At 74.3% G+C, this 20,737-nt stretch carries 18 protein-coding genes; 3 read left to right on the top strand and 15 right to left on the bottom strand.

Going from position 1 to position 20,737, the window contains the following annotated elements:
* The first annotated feature begins 19 nt into the window (after positions 1-19).
* On the top strand, positions 20-562 hold the full coding sequence (locus ACWCP2_RS33060) for a DapH/DapD/GlmU-related protein (RefSeq protein WP_450912246.1): 543 nt from the start codon (positions 20-22) through the stop codon (positions 560-562).
* Positions 563-661: 99 nt separating this feature from the next.
* Positions 662-1,474: a class I SAM-dependent methyltransferase gene (locus ACWCP2_RS33055; protein ID WP_450912245.1), complete on the top strand. Its 813-nt coding sequence runs from the start codon at positions 662-664 to the stop codon at positions 1,472-1,474.
* Here ACWCP2_RS33055 and ACWCP2_RS33050 read toward each other — a convergent pair.
* From ACWCP2_RS33050 to ACWCP2_RS33000, 11 genes are all read right to left on the bottom strand, one after another.
* Complete coding sequence (locus ACWCP2_RS33050; RefSeq protein WP_450912263.1) at positions 1,471-3,726, bottom strand: HAMP domain-containing protein; 2,256 nt, start codon at positions 3,724-3,726, stop codon at positions 1,471-1,473. The genes ACWCP2_RS33055 and ACWCP2_RS33050 overlap by 4 nt on opposite strands.
* A gap of 203 nt (positions 3,727-3,929) precedes the next feature.
* Positions 3,930-5,225 carry a CapA family protein gene (locus ACWCP2_RS33045; protein ID WP_450912244.1) on the bottom strand — a complete coding sequence of 432 codons (1,296 nt, stop codon included), beginning with the start codon at positions 5,223-5,225 and terminating at the stop codon, positions 3,930-3,932.
* 170 nt (positions 5,226-5,395) lie between these two features.
* On the bottom strand, positions 5,396-6,496 hold the full coding sequence (locus tag ACWCP2_RS33040) for a hypothetical protein (protein ID WP_450912262.1): 1,101 nt from the start codon (positions 6,494-6,496) through the stop codon (positions 5,396-5,398).
* Positions 6,497-6,691: 195 nt separating this feature from the next.
* Positions 6,692-7,117 carry a hypothetical protein gene (locus ACWCP2_RS33035; protein ID WP_450912243.1) on the bottom strand — a complete coding sequence of 142 codons (426 nt, stop codon included), beginning with the start codon at positions 7,115-7,117 and terminating at the stop codon, positions 6,692-6,694.
* Entirely contained in the window at positions 7,114-7,437 is a 324-nt protein-coding gene (locus ACWCP2_RS33030) for a hypothetical protein (protein WP_450912242.1), read from the bottom strand. Before ACWCP2_RS33030 ends, ACWCP2_RS33035 begins: the two co-directional genes overlap by 4 nt.
* Complete coding sequence (locus ACWCP2_RS33025; protein ID WP_450912241.1) at positions 7,434-8,522, bottom strand: GTPase family protein; 1,089 nt, start codon at positions 8,520-8,522, stop codon at positions 7,434-7,436. The genes ACWCP2_RS33030 and ACWCP2_RS33025 overlap by 4 nt, the downstream gene beginning before the upstream one ends.
* Positions 8,523-8,722: 200 nt before the next feature.
* Entirely contained in the window at positions 8,723-11,122 is a 2,400-nt protein-coding gene (locus ACWCP2_RS33020; RefSeq protein ID WP_450912240.1) for an ATP-binding protein, read from the bottom strand.
* Positions 11,123-11,140: 18 nt separating this feature from the next.
* Positions 11,141-11,839 carry a response regulator gene (locus tag ACWCP2_RS33015; RefSeq protein ID WP_450912239.1) on the bottom strand — a complete coding sequence of 233 codons (699 nt, stop codon included), beginning with the start codon at positions 11,837-11,839 and terminating at the stop codon, positions 11,141-11,143.
* Between the two features lie 106 nt (positions 11,840-11,945).
* Entirely contained in the window at positions 11,946-13,058 is a 1,113-nt protein-coding gene (locus ACWCP2_RS33010) for a hypothetical protein (RefSeq protein WP_450912238.1), read from the bottom strand.
* A gap of 90 nt (positions 13,059-13,148) precedes the next feature.
* Positions 13,149-13,589: a hypothetical protein gene (locus ACWCP2_RS33005; protein WP_450912237.1), complete on the bottom strand. Its 441-nt coding sequence runs from the start codon at positions 13,587-13,589 to the stop codon at positions 13,149-13,151.
* 104 nt (positions 13,590-13,693) lie between these two features.
* A complete protein-coding gene (locus ACWCP2_RS33000) occupies positions 13,694-14,683 on the bottom strand; it encodes an alpha/beta fold hydrolase (protein ID WP_450912236.1) in 990 nt (329 codons plus the stop codon).
* A gap of 175 nt (positions 14,684-14,858) precedes the next feature.
* Between ACWCP2_RS33000 and ACWCP2_RS32995 the strand changes: the two genes are divergently transcribed.
* Positions 14,859-15,506 carry a helix-turn-helix domain-containing protein gene (locus tag ACWCP2_RS32995; RefSeq protein ID WP_450912235.1) on the top strand — a complete coding sequence of 216 codons (648 nt, stop codon included), beginning with the start codon at positions 14,859-14,861 and terminating at the stop codon, positions 15,504-15,506.
* A 38-nt stretch (positions 15,507-15,544) separates the two neighbouring features.
* Here the strand turns inward: ACWCP2_RS32995 and ACWCP2_RS32990 are convergent, their stop codons facing one another.
* From ACWCP2_RS32990 to ACWCP2_RS32975, 4 genes are all read right to left on the bottom strand, one after another.
* On the bottom strand, positions 15,545-16,135 hold the full coding sequence (locus ACWCP2_RS32990; protein WP_450912234.1) for a hypothetical protein: 591 nt from the start codon (positions 16,133-16,135) through the stop codon (positions 15,545-15,547).
* A gap of 28 nt (positions 16,136-16,163) precedes the next feature.
* Complete coding sequence (locus ACWCP2_RS32985; RefSeq protein ID WP_450912233.1) at positions 16,164-17,072, bottom strand: oxygenase MpaB family protein; 909 nt, start codon at positions 17,070-17,072, stop codon at positions 16,164-16,166.
* A gap of 29 nt (positions 17,073-17,101) precedes the next feature.
* Positions 17,102-19,216 carry an MMPL family transporter gene (locus tag ACWCP2_RS32980; protein ID WP_450912232.1) on the bottom strand — a complete coding sequence of 705 codons (2,115 nt, stop codon included), beginning with the start codon at positions 19,214-19,216 and terminating at the stop codon, positions 17,102-17,104.
* A gap of 178 nt (positions 19,217-19,394) precedes the next feature.
* Positions 19,395-20,737, bottom strand: a 1,343-nt coding sequence (locus tag ACWCP2_RS32975) for a DUF7824 domain-containing protein (protein ID WP_450912231.1), incomplete at its 5' end; no start/stop codon positions are given.

The following is a 20,737-nucleotide window of genomic DNA, read 5'->3' as shown; positions in this document are numbered from 1 at the left end:
CATCGGGAAGGATCGCGGCATGTCCAGCGACCGTCTGATGCGCATCCACAGCCCCGAGTTCCAGGCCATGGCCGAGCGGGTCCTCCGGGTCACCGAACTCACCTCGCGCCTGAACGTCCTGCCCTTCGAGGACGAAGCGGGCAAGGCGCGGCTGTTCGAGCAGATCCTCGGCAGGCCCCTGCCACCGAGGGTCACGATCTATCCGCCCTTCTACACGGACCACGGCCTGCGTCTCGAACTCTCCGAGCGCGTGTTCATCAACCAGAACTGCACGTTCCTGGACTACGCCGGCATCCGGCTCGGCCCGCGCGTGATGGTGGGCCCGAAGGTCACGTTCATCACCAGCGGCCACCCGGTCGATCCCGAGGAGCGGCGGCTGTACCTCACCGGCGCGCCCATCGACGTGGCGGAGAACGTGTGGATCGGTGCCGGCGCCACGATCCTCCCCGGTGTCACCATCGGCCGTGATGCCGTGATCGCCGCCGGCGCCGTCGTGGCCGACGACGTTCCACCGGCCAGCCTGGTGACCGGCGGCAAGGCGACCGTGAGCCGGAGCTGGTGACGCCGGACGCACGCTCCAGCCTCCCCTCCTTCGCCCTCGTCCGTCCACCCGGTACGTCCGGCGCGGTCCGCGCCCGCTCCGGTCCCCAGAGGTCCCCACATGCCTGAAGCTCCTCCCGAGAAGTTCGACGCCGCGATGACCACCTGGCAGGAGTGGCAGGACGCACCCTGGGGCCGCCTGCGGTACGCGATCGCCGAGGTGAACCTGGCCCGGCATCTCGGCGGCCTGGGTGACGGGCCCTTGCGCGTACTCGACCTTGCCGGCGGCGACGGCGGCGACGCCCTGCGCCTCGCCGGCCGCGGGCACCACGTCACCATCGTCGACCATGCGCCGGCCATGCTCGCCGCCGCGACCGAGCGGGCCTCGGCGGCCGGTCTGACGGAGCTGCTCACCTGCGTCCGGGCCGACGTGACCGCCCTGCCCGCCGGCCTCGCCGACGGGGAGTTCGACGTGGTCCTGTGCCACAACCTCCTCCAGTACGTGGACGACGTGCCCGGCACGCTCGCCACGGCCCTCGCCCCGCTGAGGCGCGGCGGGCTGTTCTCGGTGATGGCCATCAACCGGCACTCGGCGGCCTTGAACGTCGCCGTCCGCGCGATGGACCCGGCCGCCGCGCTGGCCGCGCTCGGCACCGATCGTCTCCGGACCGAGATGTTCGACGCGACGTTGACGCTTCACACGGCCGAGGAGATCACCCCTCTCCTCCACCACCTCGGCTGTCTCGACGTACGGCACTACGGCATCCGCGGCTTCTGCGACTACATCACCGACGACGCGCGGAAGTACGACCCGGCGTTCTACGCCGACCTCGAGCGACTGGAGCTCGCCACCACTGCGCTAGCGCCCTACATGCACACCGCGCGGCTCTTCCAGCTGACCGCGTGGAACGGGGCGCCCGGGGCCGGACGCTAGGGAACGAGCCGGGTCCCCCGGCCGGTCCGGCCGGTGGTGCCGGTCGCGTCCCGCTTGCGCAGCTCCTGGAGCTGCTGCCTGATGACTTCCAGGCTGCGGGTGACGGCGCCGACCTCGTCGTGGTGGCGCGGGTACAGGACGGTACGGCGGTCGCCGTCCGCCAGGGCTTCGGCCCGCTGCGCCAGTTCACGCAGCGCCTGCACCACCACGATGTGGAGCCAGCCCAGGCAGACCAGGGCCGCCGTGAGGCCGAGCAGGCCGGCGAGCACCGTGCGGTTCTGCAGGCTGTACTCGGGGATGGCCAGGCCCTTGGCCGGCTGCCAGCTGACCACGGTCCACTTCATGTTCTTGGCCGCGCCGCCGCCCACGAACGGGGTCGCGGCGGCGATGGTCTGCGAGCCGTGGTCGCGGTAGAGGACCCCGGCCGGGCGGGGAGCCATGCCCACCTTGAGGGCGGCCCCGTCGACCAGCGCGCCGAGCCGCTCGTCGTCGAGCTTCTCGAAGGCCCGGTAGCCGCTGTTGGAGGCGATCACCCGGTGTTCCGCGTCGACGACCCGGACCTGGCCCAGGCCGGGCCGCTTGAGCAGCGAGTTGAGGAAGTCGACCCGGAATTCACCGACGACCGCCGCACCCCGGCGGCCGGTGGTCTCGGCGGTCGCCACGAGGAGCGGCTCCTTGCCACCCCTCACCAGGGTGATCGGTTCCCGGCCGGTCGCCCTGCCGGCGGGCGCCTTGGGCTCCGTACCGGCCTTGGCCAGTACCTTGCCGTTCGCGTCGACCACGTACAGCGACTGGTAGCGCAGGTGTTCGCGCAGCGTGCGCTCCAGCACGACGGTCATGTGCTGCTCGCTGGTGCGGTCGTTCATCAGCGAGCCGACCGACACCAGGTCGGCGTGTCCTTCGTTGAGCGCGCGGCGGACCCGGTCGTTCATGGTGTCGGTGCGCTCGCGCTGGTCGTTGACGACCTGCTGGGGCACGACGACGTCCTCCCCGGCCTGGTTGAGCATCAGGCCGAGGGGCAGACACCAGCCGAGCAGCAGGACCAGGGACAGGGCGACGAGGGTGCGGACACCGGTCTTGCGCAGCCTGCCGCCGGCGGCGATGCCGTCCGGGCCCGGGTCGGGCCGGTCGAGCAGCTGACGGCGCAGCCGCTCCAGCGCCAGGCCGATCCGGGCACCCTCACCGCTGCGCGGGACCCGTACGGGTCGGTGCAGGTCACCTCGGGTGAGCCGGCGGCTCTCCAGGAAGAGGACGAGCAGCGGCCGCTGGACGGTGGTGACGAGCAGGAGGATCACCAGGCCGCCGATGAGCAGCAGGGCGCCGGCCGCGAGGAGGCCGGCGAAGGCGCCGGTCGCCGACCGGGTGTCCTCCGCGACGTTGACCATGGCGACGACGGTGAGGCCGAGGCTGGTCGCGGTCGTCCCGACGCCGGCCTCGGGGCCGGTGAGGGTCGCGTAGCCCGCGGCGGCGCGGTCTCCCGCGAACTCGCCGCCCAGCAGGCTGCCGCTCACCCCGCGGAACCCGCCGGAGCCCGGCTCCTTGGTGGTCAGCGGGTGGCTCCTGGCCTTCTTCGCCGCCGATCGGGCGAAGGACTTGAGCTGCTTGGTGTCCCGTTTGACGTCCTCGCGCTGGAGGTCGGTGAGGACCTGCTCCGGTTCGGGGATGCCGTCACTGCTGAGGATGCGGCCTTCGGGGTCCACGACCGCGATGGCCCGGAAGTCGCCGAGGCTGATGCCCGGGAAGCGCAGGCTGCTGGAGGAGACCAGGAGTTGCTGCGGCCGGCCGGGCCAGGAGAGCAGGGCGAGCGTCAGTAGACGGGTCTCGCCGTTCTCCAGGCGGATCATCCGGGGTGTGAGCCCGCCCTCCTTGGAGAGCGTGGAGAGGTCGATGGCGGGCAGCGGGAGGTTCTCGCCGCGGGCGGCGAGCAGCCGGCCGGTGGTGATCTCCACGAGCGCCGTGCCGCGCCATTTCTGGTAGGCCCCGCCGATCTTGTCGAGGACCGCGTCGGGAGCGACCGGTTCGCCGGCCGAGAAGAGCGCGGCGGTCCGGTTGAGGTCGGTGACGCTCTCGTCCAGTGACGCGCGCAGGGCGATCGCGCCGTCCTCCGCGAAGTACTGCTGGGAGGTCAGTACGGCTTCGGGCAGCCGGTCCTTCCGGACACTGCCCAGGCTCAGGGCGGTGAGACCGGCCAGGAGGAGCAGCAGGGCGAACAGTACGGCGATCGGCGGGCGTATGCCGCCGAGCAGGGACATGTCGGCTCTGCGGCGGGCTTTGCGCCGCCGCTTCGTACGGGAAGCGGCCACGGGGGCGCTCCTCTCCGGGGTGTGGTTCGTTGGGATGTCGACGTACGTGCCCGTGCACGGGCGTGGTGCTGATGACATGGGGGTGCCGTGGGCCGGACCGGGTAGGGACCGGGCAGGGACCGGGCAGGGATCAGGCGGGAATCAGGCGGGGATCAGCGCGGGAGTTCCTGCAGGGGGCGCAGGCCGTCCTGCGCGGCGCCCCGGTTCATGACCGTGCCCACGGTGCGTTCGAAGGCCATGCGGTAGCGGGACCGCTGCTCGGGCAGCAGTTTCCCGGCGTCGCGGAGTGCTTCGGCCACGTCGACCACGCGGTGATCGCGTACGGGCTTGATCCCGCCCCCGGCGGTGGCGCCGTCCGCGGTGGCCTCGGGGTCCGGCGGGATGTCGGTGAAGGTCGGCACGAACCGGGCCTGCACGTCCCACTTGCCGCCCTTCTCGGCGAACTCGAACCATCCGATGACGCCTTCTTCGGTCAGCCCGGTGGGTACGTCGTGGCGGGCGAGCTGGTTGCCGAGGCCGTACGCGATCCAGGTGTCGCCGATCTTCTCGAAGGGCTGGACCACGTGCGCGTGGTGTCCGATGACCAGGTTGATCCCGGTCTTCTCCGCGAGCTGGCGGCCGAGCTTGAGCTGGGGCTTGCTCGCGTTGGGCTGGTGCTCACGGCCCCAGTGGATCGACAGGATCACGACCTCGGCGCCCGCCTTGCGGGCGGCCTTCTCGGCCGCGGCGATCTTGTCGAAGTCGTTCTGGTTGACCAGCCAGGGCTTGTCCTCGGGCACTTCACGGCCGTTGAACCCGAAGGCGTAGGACAACTGCGCCACTTTGACGCCCTTGACGTCCATGATCAGCGGCGTGTCGGCCTCTTTCCGGTTACGGGCGGATCCGGTGTGCTTCAGGCCGGCCTTGTCCAGGGTGTCGAGGGTGCGGTACACGCCCCCGGGGCCGTGGTCGAGGGAGTGGTTGGAGGCCGTCGAGCAGGTGTCGTACCCGACGTTCTTGATCGTGGTGGCGATCTGGGGCGGGACGAGGAAGTCCGGGTAGCTCTGGAAGGGGCCGCCCGGTGTTCCGAGGACCGGTTCCATGTGGCAGATGCCGAGGTCCGCCTTGCTGATGACGGGTTTCACGCCCGCCATGATCCGGTCGAAGTCGTACCCGGACCGGCCTGCGGACTTCGCGTCCCGGGCGGCCTGCTCGGTCAGCTGGGGATGGATCAGGATGTCGCCGGCCGCGGCCACGGTGAAGGACCGCCCATGACCGCCGGCCGACATGGCCCCGTTCGCCGAGGCGCCCGAGCCTCCCAGGAAACCGCAGCCGGTGAGGGCGGTGGCCAGGAGAACGGCGAGCGACGCCGTGCGGAGCCCGCCGGGGGCGGCGAGGCCCTTCGCACCCTCCGCCCCTCGTACGGCTGCCGAACCGACGGCCGCCATAGGACTCTTGAAGCTGTTCACTGGTCTCCCCGCGCCTGACATCCGGTCTGTGCAGGGGGTTTGACTGCCGAGCGGCCCCGGGGGTTGTACGGGCATCCGCGCCAGTTCACGCCGCCGCGGGGCACTTCGCGTTCCGCCCGGTGCGCCGGGAGCACGTGCCGGGCGCCGCGAGGCGGGCGGGACTTCGCGGACTAGGACCGCGTCGCCCTCCCGCATGCGTCCACCGGGGACTCGTCCCGCACGAGGGGGCCGCTGCGGTCGTAGGGGTCCATCTCCGTGCCCTCACCGGTCGTCCGGCGGTCCGTGCCGAAGGACGGGGTGAGGTATCCCGTGGGGGCGCCGCAGCCGGCGTTGGTCATGTTGTATTTGTACGAGAGGACCGAGAAGGTGCCGGGCACGGTGAGCACCTTGTCGGGGTTGTCCCAGCTCAGGACCAGCTCGCGCCGCACGATCGTACGTTCGATCTCGTCGTCGCCGCCCCCGCCCGCGCGGGTCACCGGGTAGACGAAGGTGACGTCCGCGGTGACCCGGAGCCCGCCGTACTCGCCCGCTTGATAGGTGAGCCGGCCGCGGGTCTTGACGACGTCGCCGACCAGTTGGGCGTGGGAGGGGCGGAAGCGGCTGAAGAGGAGGAGGGGGTCGTTCTTCTCGCTCGGGCTGTCGAAGGCGGAGGCCAGAACGTCCTGGACGTCCTTCTGGTGCGGGTTGATGAGTGCGATCGCCTTCTCGGGGCGCTCGCCCCGCAGCACCGCGGGGTCCAGGTTGGCCGCGACGAGGAAGTCGCGGCTCCGGCCGAGGGCCTGCTCGACCTCGGCGGCGCTCATCCGGCCCACGACGGCGGCCTGCGGCACGGTGATTCCGGCCGCTCCGCTCGCCCAGTTCTCCGCCGGCGACCCGCGGAACGGCTCGTCCCTGGTCGGGCGTTGGGCGGACGATGCGGGGGGTACCTGCGTCGGGCGGGCCGTTTCGCCCGCCAGCGGTGCGGAGCCGGAGCCCCCGCCGGCGAACAGGTCCAGGACCCGCTCCGGCGCGAGGGCCACAACCAGCAGCACGAGCGAGAGCAGAAACCCCGCCACGTACCAGCCCGTACGCCGTTTGGGCCGCGCGGGCGTATGGGTGCGCCAGCCCGCCGCGCCGTCCGCGGGTTCCGAGTGCAGTCGCCGCGTCACGGCTCGGGCCCGCGCCGACGGCTCTTTGGGAGCGTCGACGGCGCCGGCCACCGATTCGCGCAGGAACCGTTCCCACTCCTCGTCGGATCTGGAAGAACCGTCCGGCTCCGTGCCCGCGCCCATCCCCAAGCCCCCGTGATCAGTCGTCAATCGTCCATGGTCGGTTGTCAGTCGTCGAACGCGGTCCGCTCCCCGACTGACGTTCGCATCATGACACGGCCCTGCTGAGCTGGATCTCCTGCCCCCGGAACGCCCGCGGACCCGGCCCCGGCCCCCGATGGGCCGGGGCCGGGTCCGGGGCCAGGGCCGCGGGACGGTTCAGAGGAGGGTTCGCACGAGGCTGCCCACGACGCGTCCCGCCGCCGCTCCGAGCGTGCCCGCCAGCGCGTCGGTGAGGTGTCCGAGCCACGAGCGGAAGGACGCCTCGCCCGCCCGGCGGATCTCGGCGAGGTCGCGGCCCTGCTGGATCAGGATCTCGGCCAGCAGGGAGGCGACCCGGATGATCTCCCGCAGGGCGGCCCCCACCTCGGCCGCCTCGAAGCGGCGCCCGCACGCGCAGTGGAACCGCGTCTCCCACACGCTCCAGGTCCCCCTGCAGTCCGCGCACCGCACCCGCGCCGCGTCCGGGTCGACGTCCAGCGCCGCACCGCCCCGGTGTCCGGCCGGGCAGTCCCGGTGCCTGCTCGCACCCCAGGCGCGGGAGCAGGCCGGACAGGCGGGGAAGGGGAACTCCACCCACGTCATGCGCGTGCCCCTCGCGGCCGACCGCCGGGCGGCGGCACCTTGCGCGCCCTGCGGTACCCGTCCTGGTAGGCGTCGGCGAAGGTGTGGCCCGCGCGCCGCGCGATCGAGCCGACGTCGTCGAAGAACGCGTGGACCCGTGCCAGGGAGAGGCCCAGGGCCGCCGAGAGTCGCTGGGCCAGGCTGTCGACCCACAGGCGGAAGGAGACGTCCGAGAGCCGGACGATCTCGCTCATGTTCGCCTCGTCCACCCTCATGGCGGTCCAGACGCGTTGGAGCAGTTCGTCGACGTCCACCCCGGCGCCGGCCGGTTCCGTGTTCACCGGCCGCTCTCCTGCTCCACGCGCCGGGTGAACTCCAGGAACAGGGCCCGGTCCTGGCACAGTTCACGCCACTTGTCCTCCGGCAGCGCGGCGAACGCCTCGGAGAGCCGGGCGCCGGGGACCGGGACGGGCACGGGGGCGGAGGCGGGCACGGGGGCGGGGGCGGGGGCGGGGGCGGGGGCGGAGGCGGAGGCGACCGCGTGACGGGGCCCGGTGCCTGCCGCGGCGGCCGGTGCCGCCTGCGCGGCTTCGGCGGCGGTCTGGGGCCGGGTTTCGGCGAGCATGCGCGCTGCCGAGGCGGCCTTCAAGAGCTTCCGGTCCACCTTGGCGGTGAAGTCCGCGAGGTCCATCCGCCGCTCCAGCACCCAGCGCCGCTGTTGCGGGACCGCCCGCATCATCTCCTTGAAGAGCGCCGTCAGGTTGTAGTGCTGGCGCGCCGAGTAGGTCACCGCGCCGCCCTGCCAGCCGGGCAGGACCCGGACGATCTTCTCGGTGAAATCGGCGGCCCGCTCCCTCAGGGCCTCCAGCTGGCGTGCGGACGGGAGGTTGGCGCTCGGGTTCCAGTCGTGCGGATCGATCTCGTCGGCCTTGTTCAGGGCCAGCACGAGGCGCTCGGACAGGTCCGGGGCGCTCTGGCCGAGGAGGTCCATGAGCGCCTGCTGGACGAGGTGGACACTGCGGTCCTCGGCCGGGTGGACCCAGACGATCGCGTCGGCCGTCGGCAGGACCCGTAGGTAGAGGTCGAGGTAGCGGCGGTAATTGGCCACGTCGTCACCGATGCCCGGCATGTCGACGACCTCCAGCATGCCGCGCCGCCCGCTGACCTCCTCGACCTGGATGGCGTAGGCGTGGTCGGTGGTCGCCCGGGTGTGTCCGACCGGCTGGCCCGCGTTGAAGAGGGCGTTGACGGTGGTCGACTTGCCGACGCCGGCCTCGCCGATGAGGACCAGCCGGGGCGGGCGCTCCTCGTCGAGGGCCGCGTCGTACCCCCGCAGCAGCGCTTCCTGTTCGGCCGGGGTGAGGGCGTCGGACCGACCCGACGCCGCTTGCAGTTCCTTGCGGAACGTGTGGACGAGCCTCTTCACGGTGTCTCCCTCGTGAGGTGCGCCGGAGTACGGGCTCCGGGGCTCCTCCCCGGACCTTTCGGCACCCCTCGATGCTCCCGGCCCGGACCCCTTCCTGGCTGTCCCCGGGAGTGGGGACAAGGCCCCGACAACGCCCCGCCCCCGGGGACAGCTCCGGCACCGGCACCGTCCACGCCCCCGGCTCCGGCTCCGGCTCCGGTTCAGGCCGTACGGACGCGGGCCTCGACCCAGGTGGACTCCGCGGCGTCCTCCACGACCGCGCTGAGCCCCGCGACCGCCGCGTGCAGGGCGCCGGCTCTCCGCCGGTCCCCCGGCAGCACCACCAACGCCGCGTCGACGGTGTCCGCCGAGGCCGTCACGCTGAGGACCAGTTCCTCGGGGGTGGGCCCGGTCCCCAGGGCGGTGGTCAGCAACAGGCGCAGCAGGGCGGGCGGATGCGGGTCGTCGGCGTCCGACTGGATCGTGACGACGCAGCCCGCGGTGCGCGCCGCGCTCAACAGCTCGCGTGCCGGGCCGTCGAGGACACCGGGGATGTGGATCTCGTCCCGGACGGCGTAGCCGAGGAGACGGGCCGTGTCGCGGGCCGCGGGCTCCCGTGGCGAGCGCCGTCCGGTGGCGATGGCGTCGAGGAAGGGCAGGATCTCCTCCCCCAGGTCGGCGAGACGCCTGCGGTGCAGGGCCTCGCGGGCGTCGCGTACGGCCTGTTCCGCGAGGGCCGCCGCGCGGTCCGCGTGGGCGCGGGTGGTCACCGCGCCGAGGCGTGCGACCGTACGGCCGATCGCCAGGCCCATGAACACGCCGAGGGCCGGCGCGGACAGGGCGGGGAGCGTCAGGGAGACCACCGCGCCGAAGGTGGGGGCGACCGGCGGGCCGGTGAGCACGAGGGCGACGACGCCCGCCTGTTCGAGCGCCATGGCCGTCAACGCCTCCCGCGCGGGCCGCACGATCACCAGCAGGGTCAGCAGCGGCGTCACCGCGCCGACCGGCCAGGAGGTGTAGTCGGCGAGTCCGGACAACGGCAGCACGAGGAAGCTCCCGAGGGCTCCCCCGACGGCGAACGCACAGGCCGCCCAGGAGGCGGCGGGGCCGATCCCGCTCCGGGCCCGCAGCAGCAGGGCCACGGTGATCGCGGCCAGGATCGCGTACCAGGCCGTCAGCCAGAGCGCTCCGGGAACGTGCCGGGTGTGGATCACCGCGATGACGCCCATGACCAGGAGGAAGGGCAGGCACACGGCGGCCAGCGGGCGCCGGACGTCGCCGATGGCGGCGTTCATCCGCGCCACCTTCACCGGGACGTGGCGGGCCGTCCCGGCTGCCGCCTCGCCCGCCGCCGCCGCTGCCGCTTCGTCCGTCCGTCCTGATCCGTCCGGGACCCGCACCGGGTGCCGTTGCGCACCGTCGGCGGGCGCCGGCCACTCCAGGCGTACGGTCGTTCCGCGTCCCGGTGCGCTGCGCACCTCGGCGCGCCCGCCCACGCCCTCCATCCGCCGCAGCATCGAGCGGCGGACCCCCACGGACGACGCCCTCAGCTCCTCCCTGACGAAGCCGGTGCCGTCGTCGGTGACGCACAGGGCGAAGCCCGTGCCCTGCTCCCGGACCTTCAGGTCCACCCGTACGGTGCGGGCCCGGGCGTGGTCGGACACGTTGCGCAGGGCCTCCCGGGCCGCGCCGATCGTGGCCGCCGCCACCTCGTGGGGCACGGCGACGGCGTCCCCGGCCATGATGCGCGCCGCGATCCCCTGCGGGGGCGCGAGGGAACGCACCAGGGCCGCCAGTTCGGTGCGGCCCCGGTCCCCGTCCCGGCCACCGCCCCCGCCCCGGTCCGCCTCGCCGGGTGGGGTCCGGGCGCCGGCGATGGCGGCCGCGGCGGCGCGCGCCGCCTCCCGCACGCGGTCGGCGGCGATGCCCGGTTGGCCGACGGCGCGCAGGGCGGCACTGACCTCGTCGTGGAGCATCCCCTGGAAGTCCCGGTGGGCTTCGCGCCGGGCGGCGGCCCGCGCGGCCTCGGCGCGGGCCGCCGCGGCCCGGCGCTGCGACCGGTCGGCGCCGTCCCCGGCGCCGCGCATGAGCGGGGCGAGGACCGCTCCGGCCACCGCCGTCGCCAGGGGCGGCCAGATGCCCTCCACGGCCGCGGCCGGCCCGTCCGCGGGCCAGCTGGTGGCGAGTTGGGCCGCGAGGGCGGTGAGGGCGGCGAGCCAGGACCATCGTCCGGCGGCCCGGGGCAGGAACCCGGTGGCGAGGAGCACGGCGGGCACGGTCAGCATGCAGCGCTGCCCGATCACCACGTACGGCGAGCCTCCGCCGAGGACCAGGACGGGGTGCGCGACCACGGCGACGGCCAGGGCCGCCAGGGCGTCGGTCCCGTTCAGCCGGGCCCGTACGCCCCGGACCACGAGGTGGAGGCTGAGCGCGACGAAGGCGATCGCCACCGCCGTCACGCCGGCCGGCGGCCGGTCGCCCGAGAAGGGGACCGTCGCCCAGTTGAGGGCGAAGAGGACCGAGACGGCGGCGACGGACCGGGAGAGCCCGGCTTCGACCCCGTCACGGTAGGAACTCCCGGGCACCGGCCCGGACTTCGGCCCGGACTTCGGCCCGATCATCGGCTGGTCATCGGCTCGTCATCGGCCGGGAGCACCGGGCCGCTCCGGGCCGATGTCGATGTGGCCGTCGGCGACGGCCCGCCAGACGATCTCGCTGTTCTTGCCGAGGAGCCCGTCACCGGCGTCCGTGTAGGCCTCGATGGCGCGCTTGCGGTGCGTGCGGACGGTGTCCTCCGTGATGTGGAGGAGCTTCGCTATCTGTCCGTGCGGCAGGCCCCGCGCGATCAGCTCCAGCACCCGGTGCTGTTGCGGGGAGAGCCGGATGCCCCCGCGCGGGTCGCTGACGATCTGGTGGGCGAGCCTGCTGGACACGTACGCCTCCCCGGCGTGCGCGGCGCGGACGGCCTCGGCGAGCCTGGTCTGCGGATCCTCCTTGAGGACGAGCCCCAGCGCGCCCGCGTCGAGCGCCCTGCGGATCAGGGCGGGCCGCTGCTCGGTGGTGTAGGCGAGCACGCGGGCGCCGGTGGCCCGTAACCGGCGCACGTTCTCCCCGATGTCGCTCGCGTCGCGCAGCCGCAGGTCGAGCAGGACGACCGATGCGGTGGCCCCGTCCTCCTGGGCGAGGAGGGCGTCCACGTCCTCCGCGATCGCCACCAGGGCGATGTCGGGCGTGGTGTCGGCCAGCGAGGCGCGCAGGCCGATCAGGACGATGGGATGGTCGTCGACCGCGGCCACCCTGATGGGGGCGGGCGCGTCCTGCACGTGCGATGGATCCACGGTTCTCCCCCACGGCGCGGCTCGTGCCGGAATCGTATGCTCCGCCGGTCCGGCCCGTGGGGCGTTCGCCCGGACCGGCTCCGGACCCGCAAGACGCCCTCGCTCGCTACTGCGCGGCGTCGGGGTGGGCGATGTCGAAGAGGAGCGCGGAGAGCTCGTGCGTCACGTTCTCCACGGCCAGGACCTGGGTGCGCAGCGGTGCGGGAAGGTGTGTCCGCTCCCACACGGCCACCGGCTGGTCCGCCGGGCGGGCCGCCCAGAGTTGCTCGAGGTCGGCGGCCGGCTTCGCCAGGGAGTGCACCGCGTGGTGCGCGAGGGCATCGACCGCGCGGCCGAGTGGGTCACCGGCGTCCCCCCTCGGGCCGAACACCGCGAACTCGGGCAGGTCGGTGAGGGTGCGGACGGTGGCAGTGATGTGCGGCATCCTCAGCACCCGCTGCACCCAGAGCGGGCCGGGCAGCGTTTCGGGAACGGCCGGGTAGTCGGGGGCGGCGATCAGCGTGCCGTGCAGGATCCCGGCGAACGCCCGGTGGTGGCGGGCGGGCCGCCAGAGGCCGCCGCTCAGGGCGGCCGCGAGCCGGTCGATCCGCGCGCGGGCACGGGCCACGTCCCCGGCCCATTCCGGTGCGAGATCCGCGATCCCCGCGGCCCGGACCGCGCGGGCCCGGTCCCCGATCGTCAGCGGAACCGGACCTGGCACCGGACCCGGCACCGGAGCCGGCGCCGCGACCGGACCGCCGCGGCTGTCCGCAGGCTCTGCCTCCTCGGTTCCGTCGGCCCTGACGTGGTCGTCGAGGACCTGGCGGGCCCGGCGCCGGCGCTGCTCGTCCCCGATCAGGTCCAGCCACCCCTGCGCGGTGCGTCCCCGGCCCTCACCGGTCTCCAGGGGTCCCTGGTGCAGGCGCCCGGTGTACGCGCCGTCGACCCAGTCGACCAGCCCGGGCAGCTCCACGTCGTCGACCAGGACGTCCGCCTCGCGGGCGGCCCGGCAGGCCGCGAGGGCCAGCAGCGCGACGACGGGCATCCACCGCGAGGTGAACTGCGCCCCGTCGGGTGCGTCCGGGCGGCCGGGGCGCGGTCCGGGCCGGCCCGGCGCGGTCCGGTTGTCGTAGCCCGTGTGCCACACCACGAGCGCGCCGCAGGTCAGAACGGCCCGCCGCCACGCCACCGTCCCGTACGCGGCCCGGTTCCGCTGTTCCCAGTCCGGCCCGTCAGCCATGATCCATCCCTCCCGGGAGCCGGCTCGGCGCCGGTCCGCTCCGCTCCGGTCCGCTCCGGTCCGCTCCCCTCGGAGGCCGCCCGCCTTTGGTCAGCGGCGGCCGGTGGACAGAATGACGAGGAACTGGCCGCCGCCGGCCTGGATGTCGGCGCTCACCGGGAGGCCCGGCACGAGTCGGGAGAAGCGGTCCACCAGCCAGTCCGCCGCCTCCTGGGCGTCCTTCTTGGTGGGACAGCGCCCCACCATCTCGCGGCCGCCCTTGCGCTCCAGCCGCTCGGCCACCGTGATCAGCGGCGCGGGTTCGACCACGTACAGGCGCTCCGGCCAGGCGATGACCACCTTGACCGCACCCTTGCGGGTGTTGCACCCGCGGTGCGCGAGCCGCTCGGCGACCTTGGCCTTCCGGTCGGCGGTCCGGCTGTCGACACTGGGCCCCCGCGGGTCGTTCACCGACTCGTCGGGGTCGACCGGCTCGTCACACACCCAGCACAGCCAGTTGTCGCGCTCGGCCACATCATCAAGAAGACTCATCCGAGCAAAGTACCTGCCCGGCCACCGGCCCACGCACCAGGGCCGCACCGACGCCGCGGCGCCGGTTCCGCGCGGACCGCGTGCGGGCCGGCCCGCCCGGCGGTTCAGCCCTCCAGGGAGGCGAGCCAGGCGAGCAGCAGGCGGTTGACCTCGTCGGGACGCTCCTGCTGGATCCAGTGCCCGCAGCCCTCGAGGATGTGGGTGGAGGACAGGCCGGGGAGGGTGGTGGTGTGGGCGTCGATGGCGCCCGCCATCCAGGTCGTGGAGGCGTCCGAGGAGCCGCCGATGAACAGCGAAGGCTGCTGGATCGGGGCGCCTGCGTACGGGGCGAGGTCCTCCCAGTCGCGGTCCATCGAGCGGTAGCGGTTGAGGGCCCCGGTCATGCCGGTGCGCTCGAACTCCCCCGCGTACACGTCGAGATCGTCCTCCGTCAGCCAGGCGGGCAGCCTGCCGCGGGGGAAGCGGTCGCGCAGCCGGCCGCCGGGGCGCACCACGAAGTGCGGGTCGGGCTCGCCCCGGGCGGGCATCGTGTCGGCGGAGAGGGCGGCGTAGAAGCCCGCGAGCCAGCCCCGGACGTCGGGCTCCACCTCCGCTTCGGCGCGGCCGGGCTCCTGGAAGTACGAGACGTAGAACTCCTCGTCGCCGCCCATCCGCGCGAAGACCTCGGTGGGGCGGGGGCCTCCGGGCGGCGCGTAGGGGACGCTCAGCAGTCCGACGGCGCGGAACACCCCGGGGTGGAGGAGCGCGGAGGTCGCCGCGATGGTGGCGCCCCAGTCGTGACCGACCACCACGGCCTGCTCCTCGCCCAGCGCGCGCACCAGGGCGACGTTGTCCTCCACCAGGTCGAGCATCCGGTAGGCGGCCGGGGCGGCCGGCTTCGAGGAGCGGCCGTAGCCGCGTACGTCCAGCGCCACGGCCCGGTACCCCGCGGCCGCGATGGCCGGGAGCTGGCGGCGCCAGGAGTACCAGGACTCGGGGAAGCCGTGCACGAGCAGGACCAGCGGACCCGTGCCCTGCTCGACCAGGTGCAGGCGCCCCGCGGGTGCCTCGATGGTGCGGTGGCGCGGGCCGTCGCTCGGCACAGGCTGGTGCATGGATTCTCCTCGGTTCGCGGGCGGCGGTTCACGGGCGGGGGTTCACTGGCGGCCTCGGTCTGCCCACCGATCATGCGGCGGGGCGGACTCCCGGCGCGAGCAGCGTTGCCAATCTGGCAAACTCCCAGGACAGAGGCGTGGAGGCGCGACGGCCGGACGAAGGAGCGGGGAGGCAATGACGGACCACGGTGAGACGGTGACGGACCACGATCCGGCCGCCGTACTGGCCGCCATGGGCCCCCGGCTGCGGGCGGCGCGCGAACGGCGCGGCGTCACGCTCACCGGCGTCGGCCGTGCGACCGGCATCTCGCCGAGCACGCTCTCGCGGATCGAGACCGGCCGGCGCAAGCCGTCGCTGGAGGTGCTGCTGCAGCTCGCGAAGGCCTACCGCGTCTCCCTGGACGAGCTGGCCGGCACCGCGGCCGCCGGCGCGCCGCCCGGCGCCGCGGCCGGACCGCGCACGCCCGTACCCCAGCGGCCCGGCGACGACGGCAAGGCCGTGCTGCCGCTGACCCGGTACGTGGGGGGCCTGCACGCCCACAAGCACGTCCTGCCCGCCGTCGGCGCACCGCCGGCGCGGCCGCGGCAGGTCTCCCACGACGGGTACGAGTGGCTGTGCGTCCTGTACGGGCGGCTGTGGCTGGCGCTCGGAGACCAGGACCTCGTCCTGAGCGCCGGGGACGTCGCCGAGTTCGACACCCGCACCGCCCACGGAGTCGCGAACGCCGGTCCCGGCGGACCGGTCGAGTACCTGATCATGTTCGGGCCGCAGGGAGAGCGCCTGCGGCCACGCACCCCTCCGCCCCCCGGCCGGGCCCGGTAGCGGGGCGGGACCGGCTCCGCCGCTCGGGGGCGGAACGCTCAGCCGAAGACGTCCAGGACGTCCGGCCAGGAGTCCGCTTGGTCGGCGGAACGCCGGGGGCGCGTCGGGCGCGGATCCGGGTAGGTCTCCGCGGCGGCCCTCGCACGGACGATGTCCGGCCCGCCGCACGCGTCGACCGCGAAGGCGCCGAACACCTTGGCGAACGCGGCCGGGTCGCGGAACTCGACGCCGAACGCCCGGCCGTCCCGCAGCGGCACCCACACCAGCCGCTCGGACCGGGTCCACTCCGGCACCGGTTCGGCGTCCGCGGTCGATCGCCCCTCCAGCCACAACCGCGCCACGTGCAGCAGGTTCACCTTCTCCATCGGCAACCGCTTGCGCCGCACCCGTAGTTCACGCGCCGTCAGCTCGACGCGCTGGTCCTTCTTCGGATACCAGACGACCCCGACCCCGAACGGCGCCCACAGCAGGATTCCGATGACCGGCCAGACCAGGGCGTCGCCCCACGAGCGCAGCAGCGCGCCGTCGAGCAGGGACAGGGCCCCGAAGAAGAGGGCCCACTTCGCCGTCATCCGCCAGAACCCGCTGCCCTGCCGGTACAGGACCCGCCGCTTCCCCGTGATCGTCATGCCCGCACACTATCCGCCGCCCCGGAGCTCACCGCGGGGGCTCTTGGCCCCCGCCCGGTGCCGGCAGCGGGGGCGGGGGCGGTGGGCTCATCGCCCACCGGATCGCCCGTGTCAGGGCCTGCCCGGACAGGCGTACGCAGGTGTCCACCGGGGCGCTCGCCGGGTGCAGGCCGAGCATGCCCGGTGCCCACGGGGGCAGCAGGGAGATCGCGTTCGCGGCGAGCAGCGCGTACGGGGCCCGGGCCGGCCAGGGCAGCGGCGGGTCGCGCAGGATGAAGCGGGCGGCGTCGAGCGCCTCGGGGGTGGCCCGCAACTCCGGCCGGTAGCGGGCCAGAAGGGCGAGCAGCTCGGACCGGTCGCGGGGCGGGTCCAGCACGCCGAGAGCCGTTGCCACCCTCGCGGTGTCCTCGACGTAGGCGTCGTAGCCGGCCGCGTCCAAGGGGTGCGCGCCGAAGCGCTCGTGGGCGCGGAGGAAGCTGTCGACCTCCGCGGCGTGCACCCAGCCCAGCAGGTGGGGATCGGCCGCCCGGTAGGGCTCGCCCGCCGTCGTGGTTCCGGCCACCCGTGCGTGGACCGCCCGGACCCTGTCGACGGCGAGCTGTGCGTCCTGAGCCGTGCCGTAGGTGGTGACCGCGAGGAAGGTGCTGGTGCGCTGGAGCCTGCCCCAGGGGTCGCCGCGGAAGCCGGAGTGCGCGGCGACGGCGCTCATGGCGAACGGGTGCAGGGACTGGAGCAGGAGGGCGGCGAGACCGCCGATGAACATGGAGGCGTCGCCGTGGACCGTCCGGATGGGGCGGTCGGGGCCGAACCAGCGGGGACCGGGTGCCGTGTGGATCCGTGCGCGGTTGGCGGGGCCGGCCGGTCCCGCGACGCGGCTGAACAGCGCCGAGCCGAGCCGGCCCCGCAGGCTCCGGTCCGCGGCGGAGGACGTGTCCATGGTGGTGTCCTGCCCGCCCGGAGCCCGGTTCAACGCTTCGGCCCGGTCCGGGCGTCCCCGTCGGGGGTGCGGCTGAGCCTGCCGGGCCACCATGCGGCCGGGCCGATGTCCCGGACGAGGGCCGGTACCAGGAGGGACCGTACGAGGAGCGTGTCCAGCAGTACCCCGAAGGCGACGATGAAGGCGATCTGGAGCATGAACGCCAGCGGGATGACGCCGAGCGCCGCGAAGGTGGCGGCCAGGACGACCCCCGCGGAGGTGATCACGCCGCCGGTGGCCACCAGCCCGCGCAGTACTCCCTGGCGGGTGCCGTGGAGGAGGGATTCCTCGCGGACGCGGGTCATCAGGAAGATGTTGTAGTCGACCCCGAGGGCCACGAGGAAGACGAAGCCGTAGAGCGGTACGGAGGAATCGGTTCCGCTGAACCCGAGGAGCTGCTGGAACACGATCGCGGAGACGCCCAAGGTCGCGACGAAGCTGAGGGCGACGGTGGCCACGAGGAGGACGGGCATCAGCACCGAGCGCAGCAGCCCGATGAGGATGATCAGGATGATCACCAGGACGACGGGGATGATGAGCATGCGGTCCCGCTCGGCCGTGCGCTGCGTGTCGTACTGCTGCGCGCTGCGGCCGCCGACGATCGCGTCCGCGCCCGGTACGGCGTGCACCGCCTGGCGCAGCCGTACGAGGGTCTGCTGCGCCGCCCCGCTGTCCGGGGGTGCTGCCAGCGTGGCGTCGAGCCGGACCCTTCCGTCCGCCACGAGTGCCGCGCCGCCCGGCCGGCCCGGTGCGGTGAAGGGGGTGACGGCGGCGACGCCCGCGGTACGTTCGGCCGCCCGCGTGACCTCGTCGAGCCGGCCGGCGTCGGCGATCACCACGGCCGGGTCGCCCGCTCCCCCGGGGAAGTGCGCGCTCAGGGTCCGCTGGGCGGCCACCGACGGGGCGTCGTGGACGAAGATCTCGTCCAGCGGCACGCCCTTGGCGTTGAGCGTGGGGGCGAAGGCGGCGCAGGCGAGGAGGGCGGCGAGGCTGAGGGCCCAGACCTTGCGCGGGGCACGGTCGACCACGGCCGCCACGTTCCTCCAGATTCCGTGGCCGGCGCCGTCCTCGGCGGTGTGGCCGATCCGGGCCGGCCAGTAGGCGGCGCGGCCGAGCAGGACGAGGACGGCGGGCAGGAACGTCAGGGTGCTCAGCACCGCGCACACGATGCCGATCGCGCCCACCGGGCCGAGGGCCCGGTTGTTGGTGAGGTCGCTCAGCAGCAGGGCGAGCAGTCCGAGCGCGACGGTGCCCGCGCTCGCCGTGATGGGGCCGGCCGACCGGCGCAGGGCCGCCCGTACCGCGGCGAAGCGGTCCGACCGGGCCTGGAGCTCCTCGCGGAAGCGTGCCGTGAGGAGGAGCGCGTAGTCGGTGGCCGCGCCGATCACGAGGATCGACAGGATGCCCTGCACCTGTCCGTCGACGCGGACGATGCCCCGGTCGGCCAGTACGTAGACGATCGCGCAGGCGAGTCCCAGGGCGAACACGGCCCCGACGATGATCACCAGGGGGAGCAGCAGGCTGCGGTAGACCAGCAGGAGGATCAGCAGGACGGCGCCGAGGGCAACGGCGAGCAGGAGTCCGTCGATCCCGGCGAAGGCATCGGAGAGATCGGCCTGGCTCGCCGCGGGGCCGGCGAGCTGGGCAACGGTTCCCGGGACCTTGGCCGCGGCCGCCGCGATGTCCTCCAGGGTGCGGGGCAGCTCCTCCCCGAGATCGGGTGCGAGCTGTACGACGCCTTGCAGCGCCCGGCCGTCGGCGGAGAGGACGGCGCCGGAGGGAGGGGGGCCGGCCTGCCGGCCGGCGCCGCCCAGTGCGGCCAAGACCTCGGTGGCGGCCGCCTGTTGCTCGGGACCCAGCGTCGCGCCGGCCGTCTTCGCCGTCCAGACGACGATCAGCGGCAGGCTCTCGTCCTGCCGGAAGGCCTTCTGCGCCTCGACGACCCGGGTGGACTCGGCGCTGCGGGGCAGGAAGGCGGTCTGGTCGTTGGTGGCCACCTCGCCGAGCTTCCCCGCGTACGGGCCCAGCCCGCCTCCGACGAGCAGCCACGCGACGAGCAGGACGGCTGGAACCAGCCACCGGGTGAACCGTGATGAGGCAGACATGACGCTCCGGGGGTCCATCGATCCGTCGGTCCCTTTCTACGGGTGACGATCTCGACGGTCGAGGCGGGTGGGACGACCGGCGTTGCGCCGGCCGGGAAGGCCGGCGCTGTTCGCCCGTATCCCCGTCTTCTCCCGAAGGGGCCCGCACGGATGCGGCCCGTACGCGGCGGGGCCGCCGCTACCCGCGTGTGTTGCGGCGCAGCGCGTCGCGGAGGCGGCCGGCCTGGGTGACCAGGCGGGAGCGGCCGGCGCGGGCCGCGACGGCGGCCAGACCCTCGGGTTCGGGGGTCGCCGCTCCCGACTGCTCCACGCAGTCGGCGGCCGTCGCGAGGAGGTCTCCGGCGCCCCTGGGGTCGGCCGTGCCGGTGAGCAGCGCGGGGAGCACGGCGGCCAGGACGGCCCAGGTGGTCGCGCAGGCGCCGGTCGCGGCGGCGGTGCGCAGCGAGTCGGCGAGCCGGTTGGGTTTGACGGTGCCCAGCTCGAGGAGCTCGGCGAGGTCACTGCCCAGTCGCCCCGCGTCCAGTTCCTCGCGGGCCGCGAGGGTCAGCAGTGCGTCCACGGCCCGCAGCCGGTCCTCGGGGTGGCGGGTGCCCAGGCCGGTGGCCACGGCCAGGTGCAGGGCCGGACCGGCGGGTCCGCCGGCCGCCGCGAGCCCGGGGAGGGCGGCGAGGCCGCCGCGTCCTTCCTGGACGGCGCAGGCCGTGATCTCGGGGAGCCACCACGCGGCCAGTGTTTCCCGGTCCTCGGGCAGGGCCGCGATCAGCAGGGCCTCGTCGCCTCCGTCCCAGCAGCGGCCGGTGGCCTCGCGGGCCTGCGCCAGTTCGTGGAAGGTGTCCGGGAACTCCCGTAGCACGGTGGTGCGTTCCGCCGTGTCGAGTACGAGGTGCGCCGGGGTCTCCCCGTAGGCGTACGGCACGGCCGCCGCGGTGCGGCGGGTGATGGCCGCGGCCTCTCCGGCCTCGCCGAGCCAGGCGGCCAGCCGGTCCCCCTCGGGCGTGCCGAGGGCGGTCGCGGCGGGAACGACGGCGGCGTCACGGCGGACCCGCAGCAGGGCCTGGCCGAAGTCCACCGGGGCGGGCCGCTCGCCGAGGCGTCCGTACGCGGTGAGGCGCTCGACGAGCACCCGGGGGTCCAGGGTGCCGGTCCGCCCGGTGGGGGTGGAGAGCAGGAAGGGCAGCGGCCGGGTCGTGACGTGCCGGGCGGCTTCGGCCAGGCGTGCGTGGCGGGCGACGGCGAACGCCGTGTGGTGGCAGTCGCTGCGCCAGGTCGCGAGCGGCTCCGGTGCCACCCCCGTGGGGCGCGCGCCGAGGACGGCGGCGGCGACGTGCGCCAGTCCCTCCAGGTCGCCGGTGTACCAGCGGGAGCGGGCGGGGTCGAGCCACCACTGGTCGGCGAGCGCCGGGCGCAGGGCTTCGGCGAGGGCGGCGCGGTCCCGGTGCGCGTGCCGGACCAGGCCGTCGAGGGCCCGCTCGAACTCCTCGACGTTCGTGGTGCGGGAGTTGATGACGGCGGCGACGAGTT

It is taken from the genome of Streptomyces sp. NPDC002104 (assembly GCF_053593795.1).
The sequence above is the reverse complement of the archived record's forward strand: the minus strand, read 5'-3'. Positions and strand labels throughout refer to the sequence as shown.

Excerpts from the sequence above, each read along its gene's own strand:
- ACWCP2_RS33060 (WP_450912246.1), top strand. The coding sequence starts at position 20 with ATGTCCAGCGACCGTCTGATGCGCATCCACAGCCCCGAGTTCCAGGCC.
- ACWCP2_RS33055 (WP_450912245.1), top strand. The coding sequence starts at position 662 with ATGCCTGAAGCTCCTCCCGAGAAGTTCGACGCCGCGATGACCACCTGG.
- ACWCP2_RS33050 (WP_450912263.1), bottom strand. The coding sequence starts at position 3,726 with ATGTCCCTGCTCGGCGGCATACGCCCGCCGATCGCCGTACTGTTCGCC.
- ACWCP2_RS33040 (WP_450912262.1), bottom strand. The coding sequence starts at position 6,496 with ATGGGCGCGGGCACGGAGCCGGACGGTTCTTCCAGATCCGACGAGGAG.
- ACWCP2_RS33035 (WP_450912243.1), bottom strand. The coding sequence starts at position 7,117 with ATGACGTGGGTGGAGTTCCCCTTCCCCGCCTGTCCGGCCTGCTCCCGC.
- ACWCP2_RS33020 (WP_450912240.1), bottom strand. The coding sequence starts at position 11,122 with ATGATCGGGCCGAAGTCCGGGCCGAAGTCCGGGCCGGTGCCCGGGAGT.
- ACWCP2_RS33010 (WP_450912238.1), bottom strand. The coding sequence starts at position 13,058 with ATGGCTGACGGGCCGGACTGGGAACAGCGGAACCGGGCCGCGTACGGG.
- ACWCP2_RS33005 (WP_450912237.1), bottom strand. The coding sequence starts at position 13,589 with ATGAGTCTTCTTGATGATGTGGCCGAGCGCGACAACTGGCTGTGCTGG.
- ACWCP2_RS33000 (WP_450912236.1), bottom strand. The coding sequence starts at position 14,683 with ATGCACCAGCCTGTGCCGAGCGACGGCCCGCGCCACCGCACCATCGAG.
- ACWCP2_RS32995 (WP_450912235.1), top strand. The coding sequence starts at position 14,859 with ATGACGGACCACGGTGAGACGGTGACGGACCACGATCCGGCCGCCGTA.
- ACWCP2_RS32990 (WP_450912234.1), bottom strand. The coding sequence starts at position 16,135 with ATGACGATCACGGGGAAGCGGCGGGTCCTGTACCGGCAGGGCAGCGGG.
- ACWCP2_RS32985 (WP_450912233.1), bottom strand. The coding sequence starts at position 17,072 with ATGGACACGTCCTCCGCCGCGGACCGGAGCCTGCGGGGCCGGCTCGGC.
- ACWCP2_RS32980 (WP_450912232.1), bottom strand. The coding sequence starts at position 19,216 with ATGTCTGCCTCATCACGGTTCACCCGGTGGCTGGTTCCAGCCGTCCTG.